The sequence below is a fragment of the Meridianimarinicoccus zhengii genome (assembly GCF_003254465.1).
In the GTDB taxonomy this organism is placed as follows: domain Bacteria; phylum Pseudomonadota; class Alphaproteobacteria; order Rhodobacterales; family Rhodobacteraceae; genus Meridianimarinicoccus; species Meridianimarinicoccus zhengii.
In genome coordinates this window covers 33,985-50,137 of sequence record NZ_QDFI01000028.1, presented here as the reverse complement: position 1 = coordinate 50,137, position 16,153 = coordinate 33,985, and the positions used below count along the sequence as shown (strand labels likewise).

12 protein-coding genes and 1 pseudogene are annotated in these 16,153 nt (G+C 68.2%); 7 read left to right on the top strand and 6 right to left on the bottom strand.

The window, feature by feature from the left end:
- Together DDE13_RS10855 and bchO are read left to right on the top strand one after the other, a co-directional pair.
- Window positions 1-318, top strand: a pseudogene (locus DDE13_RS10855) (magnesium chelatase subunit D); the annotation flags it as partial.
- Between the two features lie 4 nt (window positions 319-322).
- The gene (gene bchO / locus DDE13_RS10850) at window positions 323-1,186 is read left to right on the top strand and encodes an alpha/beta fold hydrolase BchO (protein WP_111404102.1); all 864 of its coding nucleotides are present in this window, start codon (window positions 323-325) and stop codon (window positions 1,184-1,186) included.
- Between the two features lie 58 nt (window positions 1,187-1,244).
- Here bchO and DDE13_RS10845 read toward each other — a convergent pair whose 3' ends face one another.
- Window positions 1,245-2,129 carry an NAD(P)-dependent oxidoreductase gene (locus tag DDE13_RS10845; protein ID WP_111404101.1) on the bottom strand — a complete coding sequence of 295 codons (885 nt, stop codon included), beginning with the start codon at window positions 2,127-2,129 and terminating at the stop codon, window positions 1,245-1,247.
- A gap of 224 nt (window positions 2,130-2,353) precedes the next feature.
- Here DDE13_RS10845 and DDE13_RS10840 point away from each other — a divergent pair, with 224 nt between their 5' ends.
- Together DDE13_RS10840 and DDE13_RS10835 are read left to right on the top strand one after the other, a co-directional pair.
- Entirely contained in the window at window positions 2,354-4,183 is a 1,830-nt protein-coding gene (locus DDE13_RS10840; RefSeq protein WP_111404100.1) for an autotransporter assembly complex protein TamA, read from the top strand.
- Between the two features lie 5 nt (window positions 4,184-4,188).
- Window positions 4,189-8,256, top strand: coding sequence for a translocation/assembly module TamB domain-containing protein (locus tag DDE13_RS10835; protein WP_162630951.1), 4,068 nt, complete (start codon window positions 4,189-4,191; stop codon window positions 8,254-8,256).
- Window positions 8,257-8,274: 18 nt separating this feature from the next.
- Here DDE13_RS10835 and DDE13_RS10830 read toward each other — a convergent pair whose 3' ends face one another.
- The 4 genes from DDE13_RS10830 to gmk are packed head-to-tail and all read right to left on the bottom strand — an operon-like array spanning window position 8,275 to window position 11,681.
- Window positions 8,275-9,330, bottom strand: a complete 1,056-nt coding sequence (locus DDE13_RS10830; protein ID WP_111404098.1) for a sensor histidine kinase — start codon at window positions 9,328-9,330, stop codon at window positions 8,275-8,277.
- A 4-nt stretch (window positions 9,331-9,334) separates the two neighbouring features.
- Window positions 9,335-10,507: a trans-sulfuration enzyme family protein gene (locus tag DDE13_RS10825; protein ID WP_111404097.1), complete on the bottom strand. Its 1,173-nt coding sequence runs from the start codon at window positions 10,505-10,507 to the stop codon at window positions 9,335-9,337.
- On the bottom strand, window positions 10,504-11,043 hold the full coding sequence (locus tag DDE13_RS10820) for a gamma carbonic anhydrase family protein (RefSeq protein WP_111404096.1): 540 nt from the start codon (window positions 11,041-11,043) through the stop codon (window positions 10,504-10,506). Before DDE13_RS10820 ends, DDE13_RS10825 begins: the two co-directional genes overlap by 4 nt.
- Window positions 11,040-11,681, bottom strand: coding sequence for a guanylate kinase (gene gmk / locus DDE13_RS10815; protein ID WP_111404095.1), 642 nt, complete (start codon window positions 11,679-11,681; stop codon window positions 11,040-11,042). Before gmk ends, DDE13_RS10820 begins: the two co-directional genes overlap by 4 nt.
- Before the next feature lie 331 nt (window positions 11,682-12,012).
- Here gmk and DDE13_RS22840 point away from each other — a divergent pair, with 331 nt between their 5' ends.
- The gene (locus DDE13_RS22840; protein ID WP_162630950.1) at window positions 12,013-12,672 is read left to right on the top strand and encodes a PAS domain-containing protein; all 660 of its coding nucleotides are present in this window, start codon (window positions 12,013-12,015) and stop codon (window positions 12,670-12,672) included.
- A gap of 59 nt (window positions 12,673-12,731) precedes the next feature.
- Here the strand turns inward: DDE13_RS22840 and DDE13_RS10805 are convergent, their stop codons facing one another.
- Entirely contained in the window at window positions 12,732-14,102 is a 1,371-nt protein-coding gene (locus DDE13_RS10805; RefSeq protein ID WP_111404093.1) for a class II 3-deoxy-7-phosphoheptulonate synthase, read from the bottom strand.
- Window positions 14,103-14,387: 285 nt separating this feature from the next.
- Between DDE13_RS10805 and DDE13_RS10800 the strand changes: the two genes are divergently transcribed.
- Together DDE13_RS10800 and DDE13_RS10795 are read left to right on the top strand one after the other, a co-directional pair.
- A complete protein-coding gene (locus DDE13_RS10800) occupies window positions 14,388-15,371 on the top strand; it encodes a GlxA family transcriptional regulator (protein ID WP_111404092.1) in 984 nt (327 codons plus the stop codon).
- A gap of 136 nt (window positions 15,372-15,507) precedes the next feature.
- Entirely contained in the window at window positions 15,508-16,152 is a 645-nt protein-coding gene (locus DDE13_RS10795; protein ID WP_111404091.1) for a VPLPA-CTERM sorting domain-containing protein, read from the top strand.
- Window position 16,153: the final 1 nt, after the last annotated feature.

Genomic DNA, 16,153 nt, shown 5'->3' with positions numbered 1-16,153 from the left:
GGGCTGCGCGCGGGACTCGAGGCAGCGCTGGCCGCGCGCGGCCGCGGCATGACACCGACACTGGCGCTGCTGACCGACGGGCGCGCGAATATCGCGCTCGACGGACGTGCCGACCGGACGCAGGCGGGCACGGACGCCACGGCGATGGCGCAAGCGTTGCGCGCGCGTGGCGTACCTGCGGTCGTCCTCGACACCGCCGCGCGGCCGCAGCCCGCGCTGCGTGCGCTCGCCGCGGCGATGGCCGGAACATACCTGCCGCTGCCGCGCGCCGATGCTGGGCGTTTGTCCCGCGCGCTCGGCTCGGCGCTGGCGGACTGACCGGATGGACTGGGCGCGCGACCTGCCCACGTGGCCGCTGCACCAGCATTCGCGGCGCGTTGCCATGCGGCCCCATGACTGGCACGTGCAGGAGACGGGCACCGGCCCGACGCTGCTGCTGTTGCACGGCGCGGGCGGATCGACCCACAGTTTCCGCGACCTGATCCCGCTTCTGGCCGGGGATTTCCACGTGGTGGCGATCGATCTGCCGGGACAGGGATTCACGCGAATGGGCACGAAGCTGCGCTGCGGCCTGCGCCCCATGGCCGAGGACATCGCGACGCTGATCCGGGCTGAGGGTTGGGCCCCCGCGGCCATCGTCGGGCATTCCGCGGGGGGCGCGCTGGCGCTGCGGCTCGCCCAGATCCTGCCCAACGGGGACTCACCGGCGCCGAAGATCATCGGGCTCAACGCGGCCCTTGCCCCGTTCGACGGGCTGGCGGGCTGGTTGTTCCCGGTGCTGGCGAAGACACTCGTGCTCAACCCGCTGGTGCCGCGGCTCTTTTCGCTGACATCGGGCAATCCTGCGCGGGTGCGGCAACTGATCGAAAGCACGGGGTCGCGGATCGGGGACGCGGATCTGGCCCTCTACACCCGGCTGATCGCGGATCGCGGCCATGTGGACGCGACGCTGCGGATGATGGCTGGCTGGAACCTCGACCCGCTGCTCGCGGATTTGCCGGGGATCACGGCGCCCGTCGTGCTGATCGCGGCGGACGGCGACCGGGCGGTTCCGCCAGTGACGTCCGTGCGCGCTGCGGCGCGGCTGCCGGACGCGCGGGTCATCCATGTTGCGGGACTGGGGCACCTCGCCCATGAGGAAGACCCGAACCGCATCGCCGCCATCCTGCGCGACGCGCTGGCCTGATCCCCGGCCGGGCGCGCGGGCGCGGCATCCGCCGCGCCGCGCAACCCAAGAAATTTAATTAAATTTCTTTGCCGCGCAGCACGCGGAGGCGCTGGATCAGGCTGGAGGTGTCCCAGCGTCCGCCGCCAAGGTTCTGCACGTCCCCGTAGAACTGGTCAACCAGCGCCGCGACCGGCATCGTCACGCCGATCTCCTTGGCCTGCTCCAGCGCGATCCCGAGGTCCTTGCGCATCCAGTTCACCGCGAAGCCATGGTCGAAATGGCCATCCACCATCGTGTCGGCCCGGTTGGTCAGCTGCCAAGACCCGCCCGCGCCCTGGCTGACGAGTTTCGCCACCTGCTTGGCGTCGAGCCCGGCTTCCAGCGCCAGCATCAACCCTTCGGAGATGCCCTGGACGATGCCGGCGATGCAGACCTGGTTGACCATCTTGGTCAACTGTCCCGCACCGACATCGCCGAAGCGTTCGGTCGCCTTGGCATAGGCGCCCATCACCGCGGCTGCGCGATCGTAATCGCCCTGCGCCCCGCCGCACATGATCGCAAGCTGGCCTCCCTCTGCACCTGCCTGGCCACCGGAGACGGGGGCGTCGACGAAGCCGATGCCCTTGGCACCCGCGGCGTCAGCGAGTTCGCGGGCCACCGTCGCGGAGGCGGTCGTGTGATCGACCAGCAGCGCCCCCGAGGTCATTCCCGCAAGCGCGCCATCGTCGCCCAACACCACGGACCGCAGGTCGTCGTCATTTCCCACGCAGGTGAACACGATCTCCGCATCCGCGGCCGCTTCGCGTGGGGTCGGCGCGAAGCCGCCGCCATGTTTTCCGGCCCAAGCTTCGGCCTTCGCGGTGGTCCGGTTGTAGACCGTCACGGTATGGCCCGCCGCGGCAAGATGCCCCGCGATCGGGTAACCCATGACCCCGAGCCCCAGAAATGCCAGTTTCGCCATGATCTCGTCTCTCTCCCTGTTGCGGTCGCGGCATGGCGCCGGACGCGATTTCCGCCATCGTGTCGCAGGCAGGACGCGCAGGGTCAATGTGCATGGGTGCAGATCAGACCTGCGCATCCGGGCATCGGCGCCGAAAATTTATGGCGTCGCAGGGTGACATCGCAGCGACGGAATGAGAAAAGCGAAGGGAACGAGGGGCGAACTCTCGCGGGCAGGAGAATGCGGTGCGGTTCAAATGGGCAGGCGCGATCACGATCTGCGCGATGGCGGAAGCGGCATTTGCGGTTGAAACGATCACCGTCAACGTGATCGGGATCGACGACGAGAACCGCGGCGCGGTGACCTCGGCCATCGAGCGGTCGTCCCTGGCCTTCCGGTCGCTGGAGGATCCGTTCGAAAGCGATGCGGACCTGTTCGGCGCGGCGGTTACCGACTATGCGCGCATCCTTGGCGGGCTTTACGGCGAAGGGTTCTACGGCCCCAGTGTCTCGATCCTGGTGGACGGGCGCGAGGCGGCGGATATCGATCCGTTCAGCCCGCCCACGACCATCGAGACCATCACCATCAATGTCACTGCCGGGCCGCGCTTCGGCTTCGGCACGCTGGACGTGGCGCCCCGGCCCGCGGCGCGGCAGGGCACGCGGCTCGTGGATGGGTTCACGAGTGGGCGGCAAGCGCGGTCCGGCCTGATCGCGCGGGCGGCCAACGCGGCGGTCGGCGAATGGCGCGACGAGGGCCATGCCAAGGCGACGGTCGCCGACCAACGCATCACCGCCGACCACCGCGACGCCCGGCTCGACGTGCAGATCGCGCTGGCACCGGGGCCGCAACTGCGTTTCGGCACGGTGGCACTGGGCGGCGACACCGGCGTGTCCGACCGGCGGGTGCGCCAGATCATGGGCTTTCCCGAAGGCGAGGTCTATTCCCCCGAAGCGTTGCGCGAGGCCGTGAACAGGCTGCGCCGTTCGGGCGTCTTCCGCACCGTGAGCGTGCGCGAGGCCGATCAGCCGAATCCGGACGGAACGCTGGATTACGCGGTGACGCTGATCGAGGAAAAGCCCCGCCGCTTCGGGGCTGACGTGGAATACAGCACGGTGGACGGCTTGTCGGTCGGCGCGTTCTGGCTGCACCGCAACCTGTTCGGCGGGGCAGAGCGGCTGCGGATCGACGGGCGGGTGCAGAATCTTGGCGGCGACGAGGCGGGGCTCGTGGATCGCGGGGGCGAGGATTACGAACTGAACCTGCGGCTGACGCGTCCCGGCACGTTCGGCCCTGACAACGACCTGTTCACCTTCGCGTCGCTCGAGTCCATCGACGACCCCGACTACAAGGAAGACAGCTTCCGCTTCGGCGTCGGCGTCACGCGCTATTTCTCGCCCGACTTGACCGGCGAGCTGGCCATCGGCCTGCGCTTTTCCGACGTGACCGACGCGTTCGGAGAACGCACGTTCCGGCACGTGGTGTTTCCGGGCCGGCTGGAATGGGACCGGCGCGACGATCCGGGCAACGCCACGGAAGGCTTCTTCATCGCCGCCGACGCCACGCCCTATATCGGGATCGATGGGTCGCAAAGCGGCACGGTCGCCGAGCTTGACCTGCGCAGCTATTACGGGTTCGGCCCCAACGACACCACCGTTCTGGCCGGACGCGTGCACCTTGGCAGCGTGGTGGGATCTGACCTGGACGCGACCCCGCCAGAATTCCTGTTTTTCTCGGGCGGCGGCGGCACGGTGCGGGGTCAGAAATACCAGTCGCTCGGGATCGAGCAGGCCAATGGCGAAACGTCCGGCGGGCGCAGCTTTCTCGGGCTTTCGGGCGAGGTCCGGCAACTCATTTCCGGCTCCATCGGGGCAGTTCTGTTCGCAGATGCGGGCTATATCGGCGCGGACAGCTACATAGATGGCGACGCGAGGTTCCATGCCGGTGCGGGCGCGGGGGTCAGGTTCGGCACGCCGATCGGGCCGATCCGCGTGGATCTCGCCACGCCCGTCAGCGAATTCGGTGACCGGTTCTCGCGGGTCGAGCTATATATCGGTGTGGGGCAGGCATTCTGATGGGCATGATCCGTTCACTTCTGTCGAAGCCCGCCGCCGCTGTTCTGGCCTCCGCGCTGCTTCTGGCCCCGGCCCCGGCGCAAGAGGCCGATGCGCCCGAAGATGCGGGGTTTCTCGAGAACCTGATCCAGAACGCCCTGGGCGGCGACGGGCGCACCGTGCGCGTGCAAGGCCTGTCCGGCGTGCTGAGTTCGCAGGCCAGCATCGCCGCGATCACCATATCCGACGATGATGGCGCGTGGCTGCGGGTCACCGACGTGTCACTCGACTGGAGGCGGCTGGCACTGCTGCGCGGGCGGCTCGAGGTCAACGCGCTCAGCGTGGGCCGGGTGGAGGTGCTGCGCAAGCCCCTGCCCCCGCCGGCGGCCCCGCCGAAGCTGGCCGCGGACCCCGATGCCGCGCCGGAACCCTTCAGCCTGCCCGAACTGCCGGTGGCGGTGAACGTGGCGCAACTTTCCGTGGGCGTGCTCGACCTGGCCGAACCCGTGCTGGGCTACACCGCGGAACTGTCGATTTCCGGCGCGGCGCGGCTGGAAGGCGGCGAAGGTTCGGCGAACCTGAGCGTGGTGCGGGTGGACGGGCACGCATCGCGCTATGCGCTCGCTGCGGGATTCACCAACGCGACGCAGATCGTGGCCCTCGACCTGGCCGTGACCGAGGCCGAGGGCGGCCTGATCACCACGCTCGCAGGCATTCCGGAAAGCCCGTCGCTGGAGCTGACACTGGCGGGCACCGATCCGCTGTCGGACTTCACCGCAGATCTGGCGTTCCGCACGGACGGGGTGGAACGGCTGGCCGGACAGATCGCCCTGCGCGACCTGCCCGACACCACACCGCCGGAGCGCGAGATCACCGCGGATGTTGCCGGTGACGTGGCGGACCTGTTCCTGCCCGACTACCGCGATTTCTTCGGACGCCGGGTCGAACTGGTGCTGCGCGCGCGGCAGGGGGAAGCCGTGGGGTTCGACATTTCCGACCTGACGCTGCTGACGCGCGGGATGCAACTGCGCGGATCGGTGAACCTGTCGCCCGCGTTCCTGCCGCAAGACGTGGACCTGACGGCGCGGATCGGAACGGATTTGGGCCTGCCCGTGGTGCTACCGATCCCCGGCCCGCCGATGCTCGTCCATGATGCCGACCTTGCGCTCACCTATGACGAGGCGGCGGGCGATACCTTCGCGCTGGATTTCGCGGGGACGGGCGTGATGCGTGCGGACGGGCTGCTGCTCGACACGCTGGCGCTGAACACGACCGGACAACTGACCAAAGACGGTCCCACGGACATCACTGCGGCGCTGGCCGACATCGCCGTGCGGATCAGCGGGTTCTCGACGACCGATGCAGCCCTGTGGGATGCGGTTGGCGACGGGCTTGACGGGTCCGCGCGCGTCGACTGGCAGCGCGACGGGCCGCTGCGCGTCGACGGGATCGACCTGACCGCAGGCGATCTCGGCCTGACCGGCGATGTGGACGTGACCGGGCTGACCGAGGGCGCCATCGCCGTGGCCGCCGATGTCGCCGCGCGCGCAGGGGATCTGTCACGCTTCGCCGCAATCAGCGGGCAGACGCTGGGCGGCGGCATCGACGCGACCTTGCAGGCCGAGTACGACACGGTCAGCGGCGCGTTCAAAGCCGTTCTCGACGGCGCCGCCCGTGACCTCGAAATCGGCGAGGATGCCGCGGACGGGCTGCTGACTGGGGCGGTTGATCTCGGGATCACGGCGGCACGCAACGCGGACGGGCTGTCGCTCGACCGGCTGGACATCGCAGGCGAGCGTATCGACATCACCGGGCGCGGCGGGATCGATCCGCAGGGCTGGCCGCGTGCGGTGCAGGTATCGGGCCGGATCGGGGCCCGCAATGGCGCGCCCGTGGTGCTGCCCGCGCCGGGGCCGCGTACGAGCCTGCAATCCGCGGACCTCGATCTCGCCTATGACCCGGCCTCGGGCGAGGGCTTCGCCCTGACCCTCGATGCGCGGGACCTGTTGCGCGAAGGTGAGGCCGCCATGGACCGCGCGATCCTGCGCACGACCGGAACGTTGCGCCGCGACGGCGACACGGTGGCAGGGCTTGCCGCACAGATCGAAGCCGCCCTGTCCGGGTTGAGCGCAACCGATCCGGACCTGTCGGCGTTGGTCGCGCCGGGCATCAGCTTCGACGCGGGGATCGACTGGGACGCGGCGGCAGAGACGCTGCAAGTCGCCGGGCTGTCCCTGGACTCGGGCGAGCTGCGCGTGGCCGGGGACAGCACGGTCAACGGGCTGGGCGGCGACGCAATGGCGATCGACGCACGCATCGACGCAGCGACCGGCCCCCTGCAGCGCTTCGCCGCGCTGGCGGGGGTGGATCTTGCCGGCCGCGCCGATGCGCGCGGCCGTGTCGCCTTTGCCTTGGACAGCGGCTTTTTCGATGTGGACCTGCGGATCGATGCCGATGACATTGCCACCGGAATCGACCAGGCCGATCAGGTGATCGGGGGCGCGTCGCAGATCGTGGCGCGCGCCGTGCGCGATGCGGACGGCTTGCGCATCGACGAGGCCACGCTGACCAGCCGCGAACTGAACGCGGCCGTCACCGGTGCGATGGTGCGTGATGTCATAAACGTTCGGCTGGACGCGGCGCTGCGCGATGTCGGGCTGCTCGCGCCCGGTTTCAACGGACCGCTGGAGGTGATGGGCACGGCGCGGAATGCCGCCGGGACATGGTCGGTGGACGCCGATCTGACGGGACCGCAGGGGTCGACGGCGCAGGCGGTTGGCGATGCCCTGCGTCCGGACGGGACCATGGACCTGCGTGTGACCGGGGGCCTTCCACTTGGTCTTGTGAACCAGTTCATCCTGCCGCGCACGATCGATGGACGAACGACGTTCGACGTGACCGTGAACGGGCCGCCGGGGCTTGATGCCGTGGCCGGAGAGGTCCGCATCGTTGGCGCCCGGATCGCGGATCCGACCCTGCGGTTGGCACTGGAAAACCTTGGGCTCACGGTCGGGCTGGGCAATTCACGGGCCCAGGTCGATGCAGGTGCCGACATGTCGTCGGGCGGGCGCATCACCGTGGCAGGACCCGTGAACCTGACCGGCGGATTCGACGCGAACCTGACTGCGCAGCTGAATGCACTGACCCTCGTCGACCCCGCGCTTTATGAAATCGGGCTGGGCGGGCAGATCGACGTGACCGGCCCGCTTGCCGGCGGGGCGAACATCGCAGGCCGTATCGATATCGGCCCGAGCGAGATCCGCATCCCCAACGTGGTCGGCGGCGGCGGGGCGCTGCCGGATATCGTGCACGTGGCAGAGCCAGGGGAAAGCCTGCGCACGCGCGCCCGCGCCGGGCTTGTGACCGACGATACGGCGGCGGGTGGCGGCGGTGGCGGGCCCGTGTACGGGCTCGATGTCGTGATTTCCGCGCCGCGCCAGATATTCGTGCGCGGCCGGGGGCTGGACGTGGAACTGGGGGGCATCATCGCCATCCGCGGCACCACGGCGGCACCGCAGCCCGAAGGCGGACTCCGGCTGATCCGCGGGCGGCTCGACCTGCTGTCGGAGCGGCTGGTGTTCGACCAGGCGGAAATCTCGCTCCAGGGCGATCTCGCGCCCGACATCAACATGGTGGCCAGTTCCAACAATGGCGGTGTGCGGTCCCAGATCATCATCGCAGGCCCGGTGGACAACCCGGAGATCCGCTTCGCGTCGGAACCCGAACTGCCCGAGGACGAGGTGCTTGCGCAGCTGTTCTTCGGCAAGCCGGTGCGCGATCTGACACCGCTGGAACTGGCGCAACTCGCCTCCGCCATCAACCGATTGCAGGGTGGCGGCGGCGGCGTGTTCGGTTTCGCGCGCGAGGCACTTGGCGTGGACGATCTGAGCGTGGCCACCGACGAGGACGGGAACACCGCCGTGACCGCGGGCCGCTACATCAACGAGCGCGTCTATACCGACCTCACGGTCGGATCCGACGGCACCTCGGAGATCGAACTGAATTACGAGATCAATTCGACACTGACCGCGCGGGGCCGATTCAACAACGAAGGCGAAACCGGCATCGGCCTCGCCTTCGAGCGTGATTACTGACGCAAGCGGGCGGCGCGGTCATGCTGGGGCGGGCTGGGGAAAGATGGCGGTAAAGCTGCTGCCCTGCCCCAGCCGGCTGTCGATCTTGAGCCGCCCGCGATGGCGGTTCATGATGTGCTTGACGATGGCGAGCCCGAGCCCGGTGCCGCCCATCTGCTTGGCCCGGTGCCCGTCCACGCGATAAAACCGTTCGGTCAGCCGATGGAAATGGATAGAATCGATCCCGGCCCCGAAGTCCTGCACCGTGACCGACACGGCCGGCCCGCCGAGGATCGGATCGCGCGGCAGTGTCGCGAAGCGCAGCTCGACCCGCCCGCCATCACGGCCATACTTGATCGCGTTCTCGACGAGGTTCGTGAACACCTGCCGCAGCTGATCGGCATCGCCCAGCACGCGCGGCAGCGGCGGGTCCGGCGGCACGATGGTCAGCGCGACGCCGCCTTCCTCGGCCAGCGGGCGCAGGCTGTGGCAGACGCTGGCGCAGAGCGCGGCCAGGTCTTGCAACTCTGTCGGGCGGATGCGTTCCTCGGTCTCCACCTGCGACAGTGACAGAAGGTCGTGGACGAGACGGTTCATGCGCTGCGCCTCGCCCTCCATGATCCCGAGAAAGCGGTCGCGCGCCACGGGGTCTTCGCGCGCGGGGCCGCGCAGCGTGTCGATGAACCCGATGATCGCCGTCAGCGGCGTGCGCAACTCATGGCTGACATTGGCGACGAAATCGCGCCGCATCTGCCCGGCCGTCTCGATCGAGGTGACATCCTCGAAGCTGGCGATGACACCCTGCGCGCCGCCCTGCCCCAGCGGCGAACACATCACGCGATACACCGTCTCGCCACTGTGATCCTTGCGGTGGTAGCGGGCCTCGCTTGGCGCAGCGCGGCTGCGGGCGTCGGTGATGGCATCGATGATCGAAGGCTGACGCAGCACGGTCAGGAAGTGCCGCCCCTCGGCACTCTGGCCGAACAGATTGGCCGCGGGCGGGTTCATCAATCCGATACGCTCGTCCGGGCCGACCGTCAGAAGGGGCAGCGGCACACCGGCGAGGACCGAGCGGACCAGATCGGCGTCGGTCATCCGTTCAGACCGCCGCCAGGGCGCGGGCGAAGGCGTCGCGCAGGAAATCCGGTGGCTCGATCCCTACGGATACGCGGAAAGTCCCTTCGGTGATGCCGATGGCGACACGGTCCGCGGGCGACAGCGCGCGGTGCGAACTGGATGCCGGGTGCGACAGGGTCGTCGCCACGTCGCCCAGCGTGGGCGCGAAAGGCAGCGCCGCGGCGGCGCGGACGAAACGGTTCGCCTCCTCCCGCCCGCCATCCAGATGGAAGGTCACCATGTTGCCAAACTGCCTCCCCAGCAGCGCCGCGGCGCGCGCATGGTCGGGGTGATCGGCACGCCCGGGATACAGGACCTGCGCAACCTGCGGGGACGCCGCCAGCATGTCGGCGAGCGCCGCGGCGTTGGCCTGCGCCCGTTCGAAGCGCAGGTCAAACGTCATCAGGCCGCGCTCGGCCAGCCAGCAGTCGAACGGGCTTGGCGTCAGGCCCATGGTCGTCGCGCTGTCGTAGATCGCCTTCGCTTGGTCCGCATCATGGGCATGGGCATAGCCTAGCGTCACGTCCGAATGGCCCGCGAGCAGCTTGGTCACGGAATGGATCACTACGTCGGCGCCCAAATCGATGCCGCGGATCGCGGCCGGTGTGGTGAAGGTGTTGTCCACCACGAGGATCGCGCCCGCCGCCCTTGCGGCATCGCGGATCGCCGCCATGTCGGCCACGCGCAGGGTCGGGTTCGACACGACCTCCACCAGCACGAGCCGCGTGCCGGGCGTGATCGCGGCGGCGAAGGCCGCACCATCGGTGGGGTCTGCGAAGGCGGTCTCGATGCCCATGCGGGGGAGCTCCTCGCGCATCATGCGCAAGGACCGGCCATAAAGCTGCGTGCCCCCCAGCACCCGGTCGCCGGTCTTGAGCAGGCCGAACATCACCGCCGCGACCGCGGCCATGCCGGAGCCTGTAACGATCCCGCCCGCGACACCTTCAAGCGCATCGATCCGGCGCGCGAGCACGGTGGCGTTGGGGTGCCCTTCGCGGGCATAGCTGAAACCCGCCACCTGCCCCGTGTACAGCGCGTCGAGCGCATCGGGATCGGCGGCGGTATAGGCGACAGACGGTTGCAAGGCCGACCCGATGGGTGCCGTTGTGCTGTCGGGCCAGGGCTGTCCGCGCAGCGGATTGCGGAAGTCCGTCATGAAGGGTTCTCCAGAACCGTAAGGCCCGCGGCGAAGCGGCGGGCATTGGCGCGATAGCGCGTGGCCGAGTCGATGAGAGCCGCCCGCGCGGCATCGTCGAGTTGCCGCACGACCTTGCCCGGCGCACCCATCACGAGCGATCCGTCGGGGATCTCCTTGCCCTCGGTCACCAGCGCGCCTGCGCCGATCAGGCAGCCGCGCCCGATGCGCGCGCCGTTCAGCACCGTGGCGCCCATGCCGATCAGGCTGCCCGCCCCGATGGTGCAACCGTGCAGCATCGCCTTGTGCCCGACGGTGCAATCCTCGGCGATGGACAGCGGAAAGCCCATGTCGGTGTGCAGCACGCAGTTTTCCTGGATGTTCGTGCCCGCGCCCACGGTGATCGGTTCGTTGTCGCCCCGCAAGGTGCTGCCGAACCACACCGACGCGCCGCTGTGCAGGATCACCCGCCCGATGACATGGGCGCCGGGGGCGATCCAGACCTCGCCATCCGCGGGCAGTTCCGGCGCATGGCCGTCAAGGGCATAGAGCGTCATGTCCTTTCCTCGAATTCCGTGTTGAGCGCGCGCACGAATTCCACCAGGCCCGCCTGCCGGCTGCGTTTCAGCCGCTCGGCCGTGACGATGGCGCGCAACTCATGTTCCGCCGTATCGATATCCCGGTTCACGAGGACATAATCGTATTCGGCCCAATGGCTGATCTCGTCCCGCGCGCGGGTCATGCGGCCCGCGATCACCTCGGCGCTGTCCTGCCCGCGGCCCGACAGGCGCTGTTCCAGTTCCGCGATGGAGGGTGGCAGCACGAAGACCGACACCACGTCTTCGGCGCGCAGCGAATTGCGGACCTGCTGGCCACCCTGCCAGTCGATGTCGAAGATCACGTCCGCGCCTTCTTCGAGTGCCGCGAGAACCGGGCCCTTGGGCGAGCCGTAGAAATTCCCGAACACCTCGGCATGTTCCAGCAGCGCCCCGTCCTGGACCATCGCGTCGAATTCCGCGTGGCTGTGAAAGAAATACTCCACCCCGTGGGTTTCGCCCGGCCGCGGTGCGCGCGTCGTGGCCGACACCGAGAACCGGATCGACGGGTCCCATGCCCGCAGGCGCCGCGCCAGCGTTGACTTGCCCGCGCCCGAGGGCGAGGACAGGATGATCAGCAATCCGCGCCGTGCCGCCATGAAGCCCCCTTGTCCACGCCCGTCCCGTCGCCCGCACTTGGGCCGGATGCGGGGCCAAGGTCAAGGCACTGCGGGTCGGGCTGTCCTGACTCGCGCCTTGCGGTGGATCATGCAAGAATTAACCATCGGTCAACAAACGGGAACACTTCGCCGCAATCTTGTGTCAAAACTACCTTGGATGCGATGGGACGACGCCACCCGGCCGCGGTCGCGCAAGGCGCCCGGAATGGCTGCGCAAGGGTCGGATTTTTCTGGGAAACGTGTTATGGGCGAGAATGGTCATGAGTTCGAGGCAAACAGCATCATTGGGTTCGGTATGCGCGCATTCAGCATGAAACACCCGGCCATCGCACAAATCGAAGGGTATTGGGAGGCACTGCGCGGTGACCGGCAGGTGCCCCTCCGGGCCGAGGTCGATCCCCGCGGCATCGACCAGGCGCTCGAAAACGCATTCATCCTCGAACGGATCGCCCCGACCGTCGCCCGGTTCCGGCTGGCCGGCATGCATCTGAACGAACTGATGGGGATGGAGGTGCGCGGGATGCCGGTGACGGCCCTTTTCGATCCCGCCGACCGGGCGACCGTCACCGCCCTTCTGGAACACGTGTTCGAAGAGCCGGCAAAGGCACGGATGCGGCTCGAAGCCGCGCCGGGGTCGTGGACGCAACCGGGCGCGGTGGGTGAATTGATCCTGCTGCCGTTGCGCAGCGATCTGGGCGATATCAGCCGGGCGCTCGGCTGTCTCGTGACGGATGGCGCGCCGGTCGGCCGGGCCCCACACCGTTTCCGCGTCGCCGCCGAGGAAATAAAGCCGCTCCAGGGGTTGGTCCGCACGGTCCGGCAGTCGGACTATCCCGGACCCGAAACCCGCCGCACCGAAGACGCACCCGCCCTGCACGAGGACGCCGCGCCCTTCGACAACGATGCGTCGGCGGCCGCTTCGCGGGCACCGCATCTCCGGCTGGTGCATGACAGCGACCGGGAGGGCTGACCGGCCCGTCTTCGCACCCGCGGCGCACGCCCCCGGATAAGGGCGCGCGCCGCGCGAAGTCAGTTCGCGTTGACCGCCAGCGCCTGCCGCGCCGAAGTCAGTTCCTCGGCCACGAGAAAGGCGAGTTCCAGCGACTGGCTGGCGTTGAGGCGCGGGTCGCATGCCGTGTGATAGCGCGAGGACAGATCGTCCTCGGTCACGTCGCGCACGCCGCCGGTGCATTCGGTCACGTCCGATCCGGTCATCTCGAAATGCACGCCACCGGGATGGGTTCCCTCCGCCTTGTGGATGCCGAAGAATTCCCGCACCTCGCGCAATACACTGTCGAAGGGCCGCGTCTTGTAGCCATTGGCCGACTTGATCGTGTTGCCGTGCATGGGGTCGCAGGTCCACACAACGTTGGCACCTTCGTCCTGCACGGTCTTGATGAGCCGCGGCAGATGATCGCCCACCGATCCCGCCCCGAAGCGGGAAATCAGCGTCAGCCGCCCCGCCTCGTTCGCGGGGTTCAGCTTGGCCATCAGCACCTTCAGGTCTTCGGGCGTCGTGGTCGGCCCGCATTTCAGCCCGATCGGGTTCTGTACGCCGCGGCAGAATTCCACATGGGCGCCGTCGGGTTGCCGGGTGCGGTCACCGATCCAGATCAGATGCCCCGACCCCGCCACCGGCAGGCCCGACGTGCTGTCGATCCGGCACAGCGCCTCTTCGTACTCCAGAAGCAGGGCCTCGTGGCTGACGTAGAAATCGACCTCGTGCAGCGTCGGTGCGTTCTCGGCGGTCACACCCGCGGCCTTCATGAAATCCAGCGCGTCCGAGATCCGGTTCGCCAGGTCGCGATACTTTTCCGCCTCGTCATGCTCGGTGAAGCCCAGCGTCCAGGCGTGGACCTTGGTCATGTCGGCATAGCCGCCGGTCGAGAACGCGCGCAGCAGGTTCAGCGTCGCCGCCGCCTGCGTGTAGCCCTGCAGCATGCGCTGCGGGTCGGGCATGCGCGCCGCGGCGGTCGGCGCGATGTCGTTGATGATGTCGCCGCGATAGGACGGCAGTTCCTGCCCGCCGACCATTTCCGTAGGTGCGGAGCGCGGCTTGGCGAACTGGCCCGCCATGCGCCCGACCTTCACCACGGGCACCTTCGCGGCATAGGTCAGCACCATCGCCATCTGGAGCATGACCTTGAACGTGTCGCGGATCGTGTCGGCGCTGAACTGCTGGAAGCTTTCGGCACAATCCCCGCCCTGAAGCAGGAACGCCTCGCCCCGCGCGACCTTCGCCAGTTCGCGCTTCAGCGTGCGCACTTCCCCTGCGAAGACCAGCGGCGGATAAGAGGCCAGTTGCGTTTCCACCGACTTAAGTGCGGCGGCATCCAAATAATCGGGCATCTGCACCCGCGGCTTGCTGCGCCAGTCAGACTTGCTCCAGGTCTGTGCCATCTTGTCCTCCGAAACGATCCCCTGGCTGGGCTTGGGCCGGGTTGGGCCTGATTGCGTGGGGCATCCCCCGGTGTCAAGTCAAACCGCCCCATCCGCGCGACAGCAGGCGGGGCGGAATGCGACAGGCATATGACGGTTTTGTGCCGGGGCGGGCATTCCGGATCTTCCGCGCGGCAATCGGCTGGGCTACGCAGGCGGGGCGCCCGGTCGTTCCGGCACCCGGGCGCCAAGACCGACGGCAGGAACCGCCCCATGACCACCCCGTGACAGCCTCGTGACCGCTCCATGACCCTCACCGCGCCCAAGCCCCACCACTTCGTCTTCGTGCTTCTGCCGCGCTTCAGCATGCTGGCCTTCGCCGCGGCTGTCGAAGCCCTGCGCGTGACCAACCGCATGACGGGGCGGACCTGTTACAGCTGGACGCTGGTCGGCGAAGGCGGGGAAGAGGCAACAAGTTCCGCCGGTGTCGCCGTGCGGCTGTCCGGGGATCTCGAGGTGCTGAACCGAGACGACACGGTGATCGTCTGCGGTGGCATCGACGTGCAGAACGCCACGACCAAGCGACTCGTGAACTGGCTTCGGCGCGAAGCGCGGCGCGGCTGCGCGGTGGGCGGCCTGTGCACCGGCGCCCATGCACTGGCCGCGGCGGGGCTTCTGGACGGGCGGCGCGCGACGATCCACTGGGAGAACCTCGACAGTTTCGCCGAGGATTTCATCGACGTGAACCTGACCCGGTCGGTCTTCGCCATCGACGGAGGGCGCTATACCACCGCGGGTGGCACCGCGTCGCTCGACCTGATGCTGAAGCTGATCGCAAGGCAGGTGGGCGAGGAGACGGCCTCGGCGGTGGCGGACCAGTTGATCTATGCCTCCATCCGCACGGACCGCGACACGCAGCGACTGTCCATCCCCACCCGGATCGGCGTGCGCCATCCCAAGCTGTCCGCGGTCATCAAGGAGATGGAGAACCATATCGAGGACCCGATCAGCCCGGCGGTGATGGCGCGCGACGTCGGCCTGTCCACCCGGCAACTCGAGCGGCTTTTCCGGCGGTACCTGAACCGCAGCCCGAAGCGGTATTACATGGAACTGCGGCTTTCGAAGGCCCGCAACCTGCTGATGCAGACGGACATGAGCGTGATCAACGTCGCGCTCGCCTGCGGGTTCACGTCGCCGTCGCATTTCTCGAAATGCTACCGGGCCCAATACAACACGACCCCCTACCGGGAACGTGGTGCCATGGCGGCCGACCGTGCGGAGCGCGGCTGACAGCCCGCCCCGCCCGGACCACCGCTGTCAGGGCCAGAATCGAGACCTGCAAGATCGTGCGCAATCTGCTATGGTGACACTGGGATGGCCGTGACGCCTTCCTCCACAAGAACTTCCGCAACCGCAGGGAAACACAATGAGATCACTCGCACGCCTTGGCGCAGCCGTCGGGACCATTCTGGTATCCGCCGGCACGGCATTCGCGACGCCCTCGCTCAGTTTCATCGTGGATGGCAACACGTTCACCGACAACTTCAACATCGACAACACGTCAGACGCCGGGGAACAGATGCTCCGGTTCTTCATCGACCTGAGCGGAACCACCGCATTCGCCACCGAGTTCGACACGACCGACGACCCTCGGCCGCCCTCGCCCCTCGACAATCTCGGGACACCCTTCACGCCGCTGGGCGGCACGGACACGACAACCGGCCTGACGTCCTTCAGCGTCGTCGATAACGGCACGACACTGGACATCTTCTTCGACGATTTCCAGCCGTCGGAGACGTTCACCTTCATCATCGACGTGGACCCGACCGATGCCGCCCTCAACAGCACGATCACCGGCGACGAGCTGATCGGTGCGACCGCCTTCGCCGATTTCAGCGATGGCCAGCGCGTCAGCGGAGTCTTCGCCGCGATTTCGGGTAATTCCGACGCGTCGGGCTTCATGGCGACGGGCATCACGGTGACCCCCAAGATTCCGCTGCCCGCACCTGCGCTGCTTCTGATCGGCGGGATTGGCGCACTCGGCGTCGCGGCACGCCGCAAGCGCGCCTGAG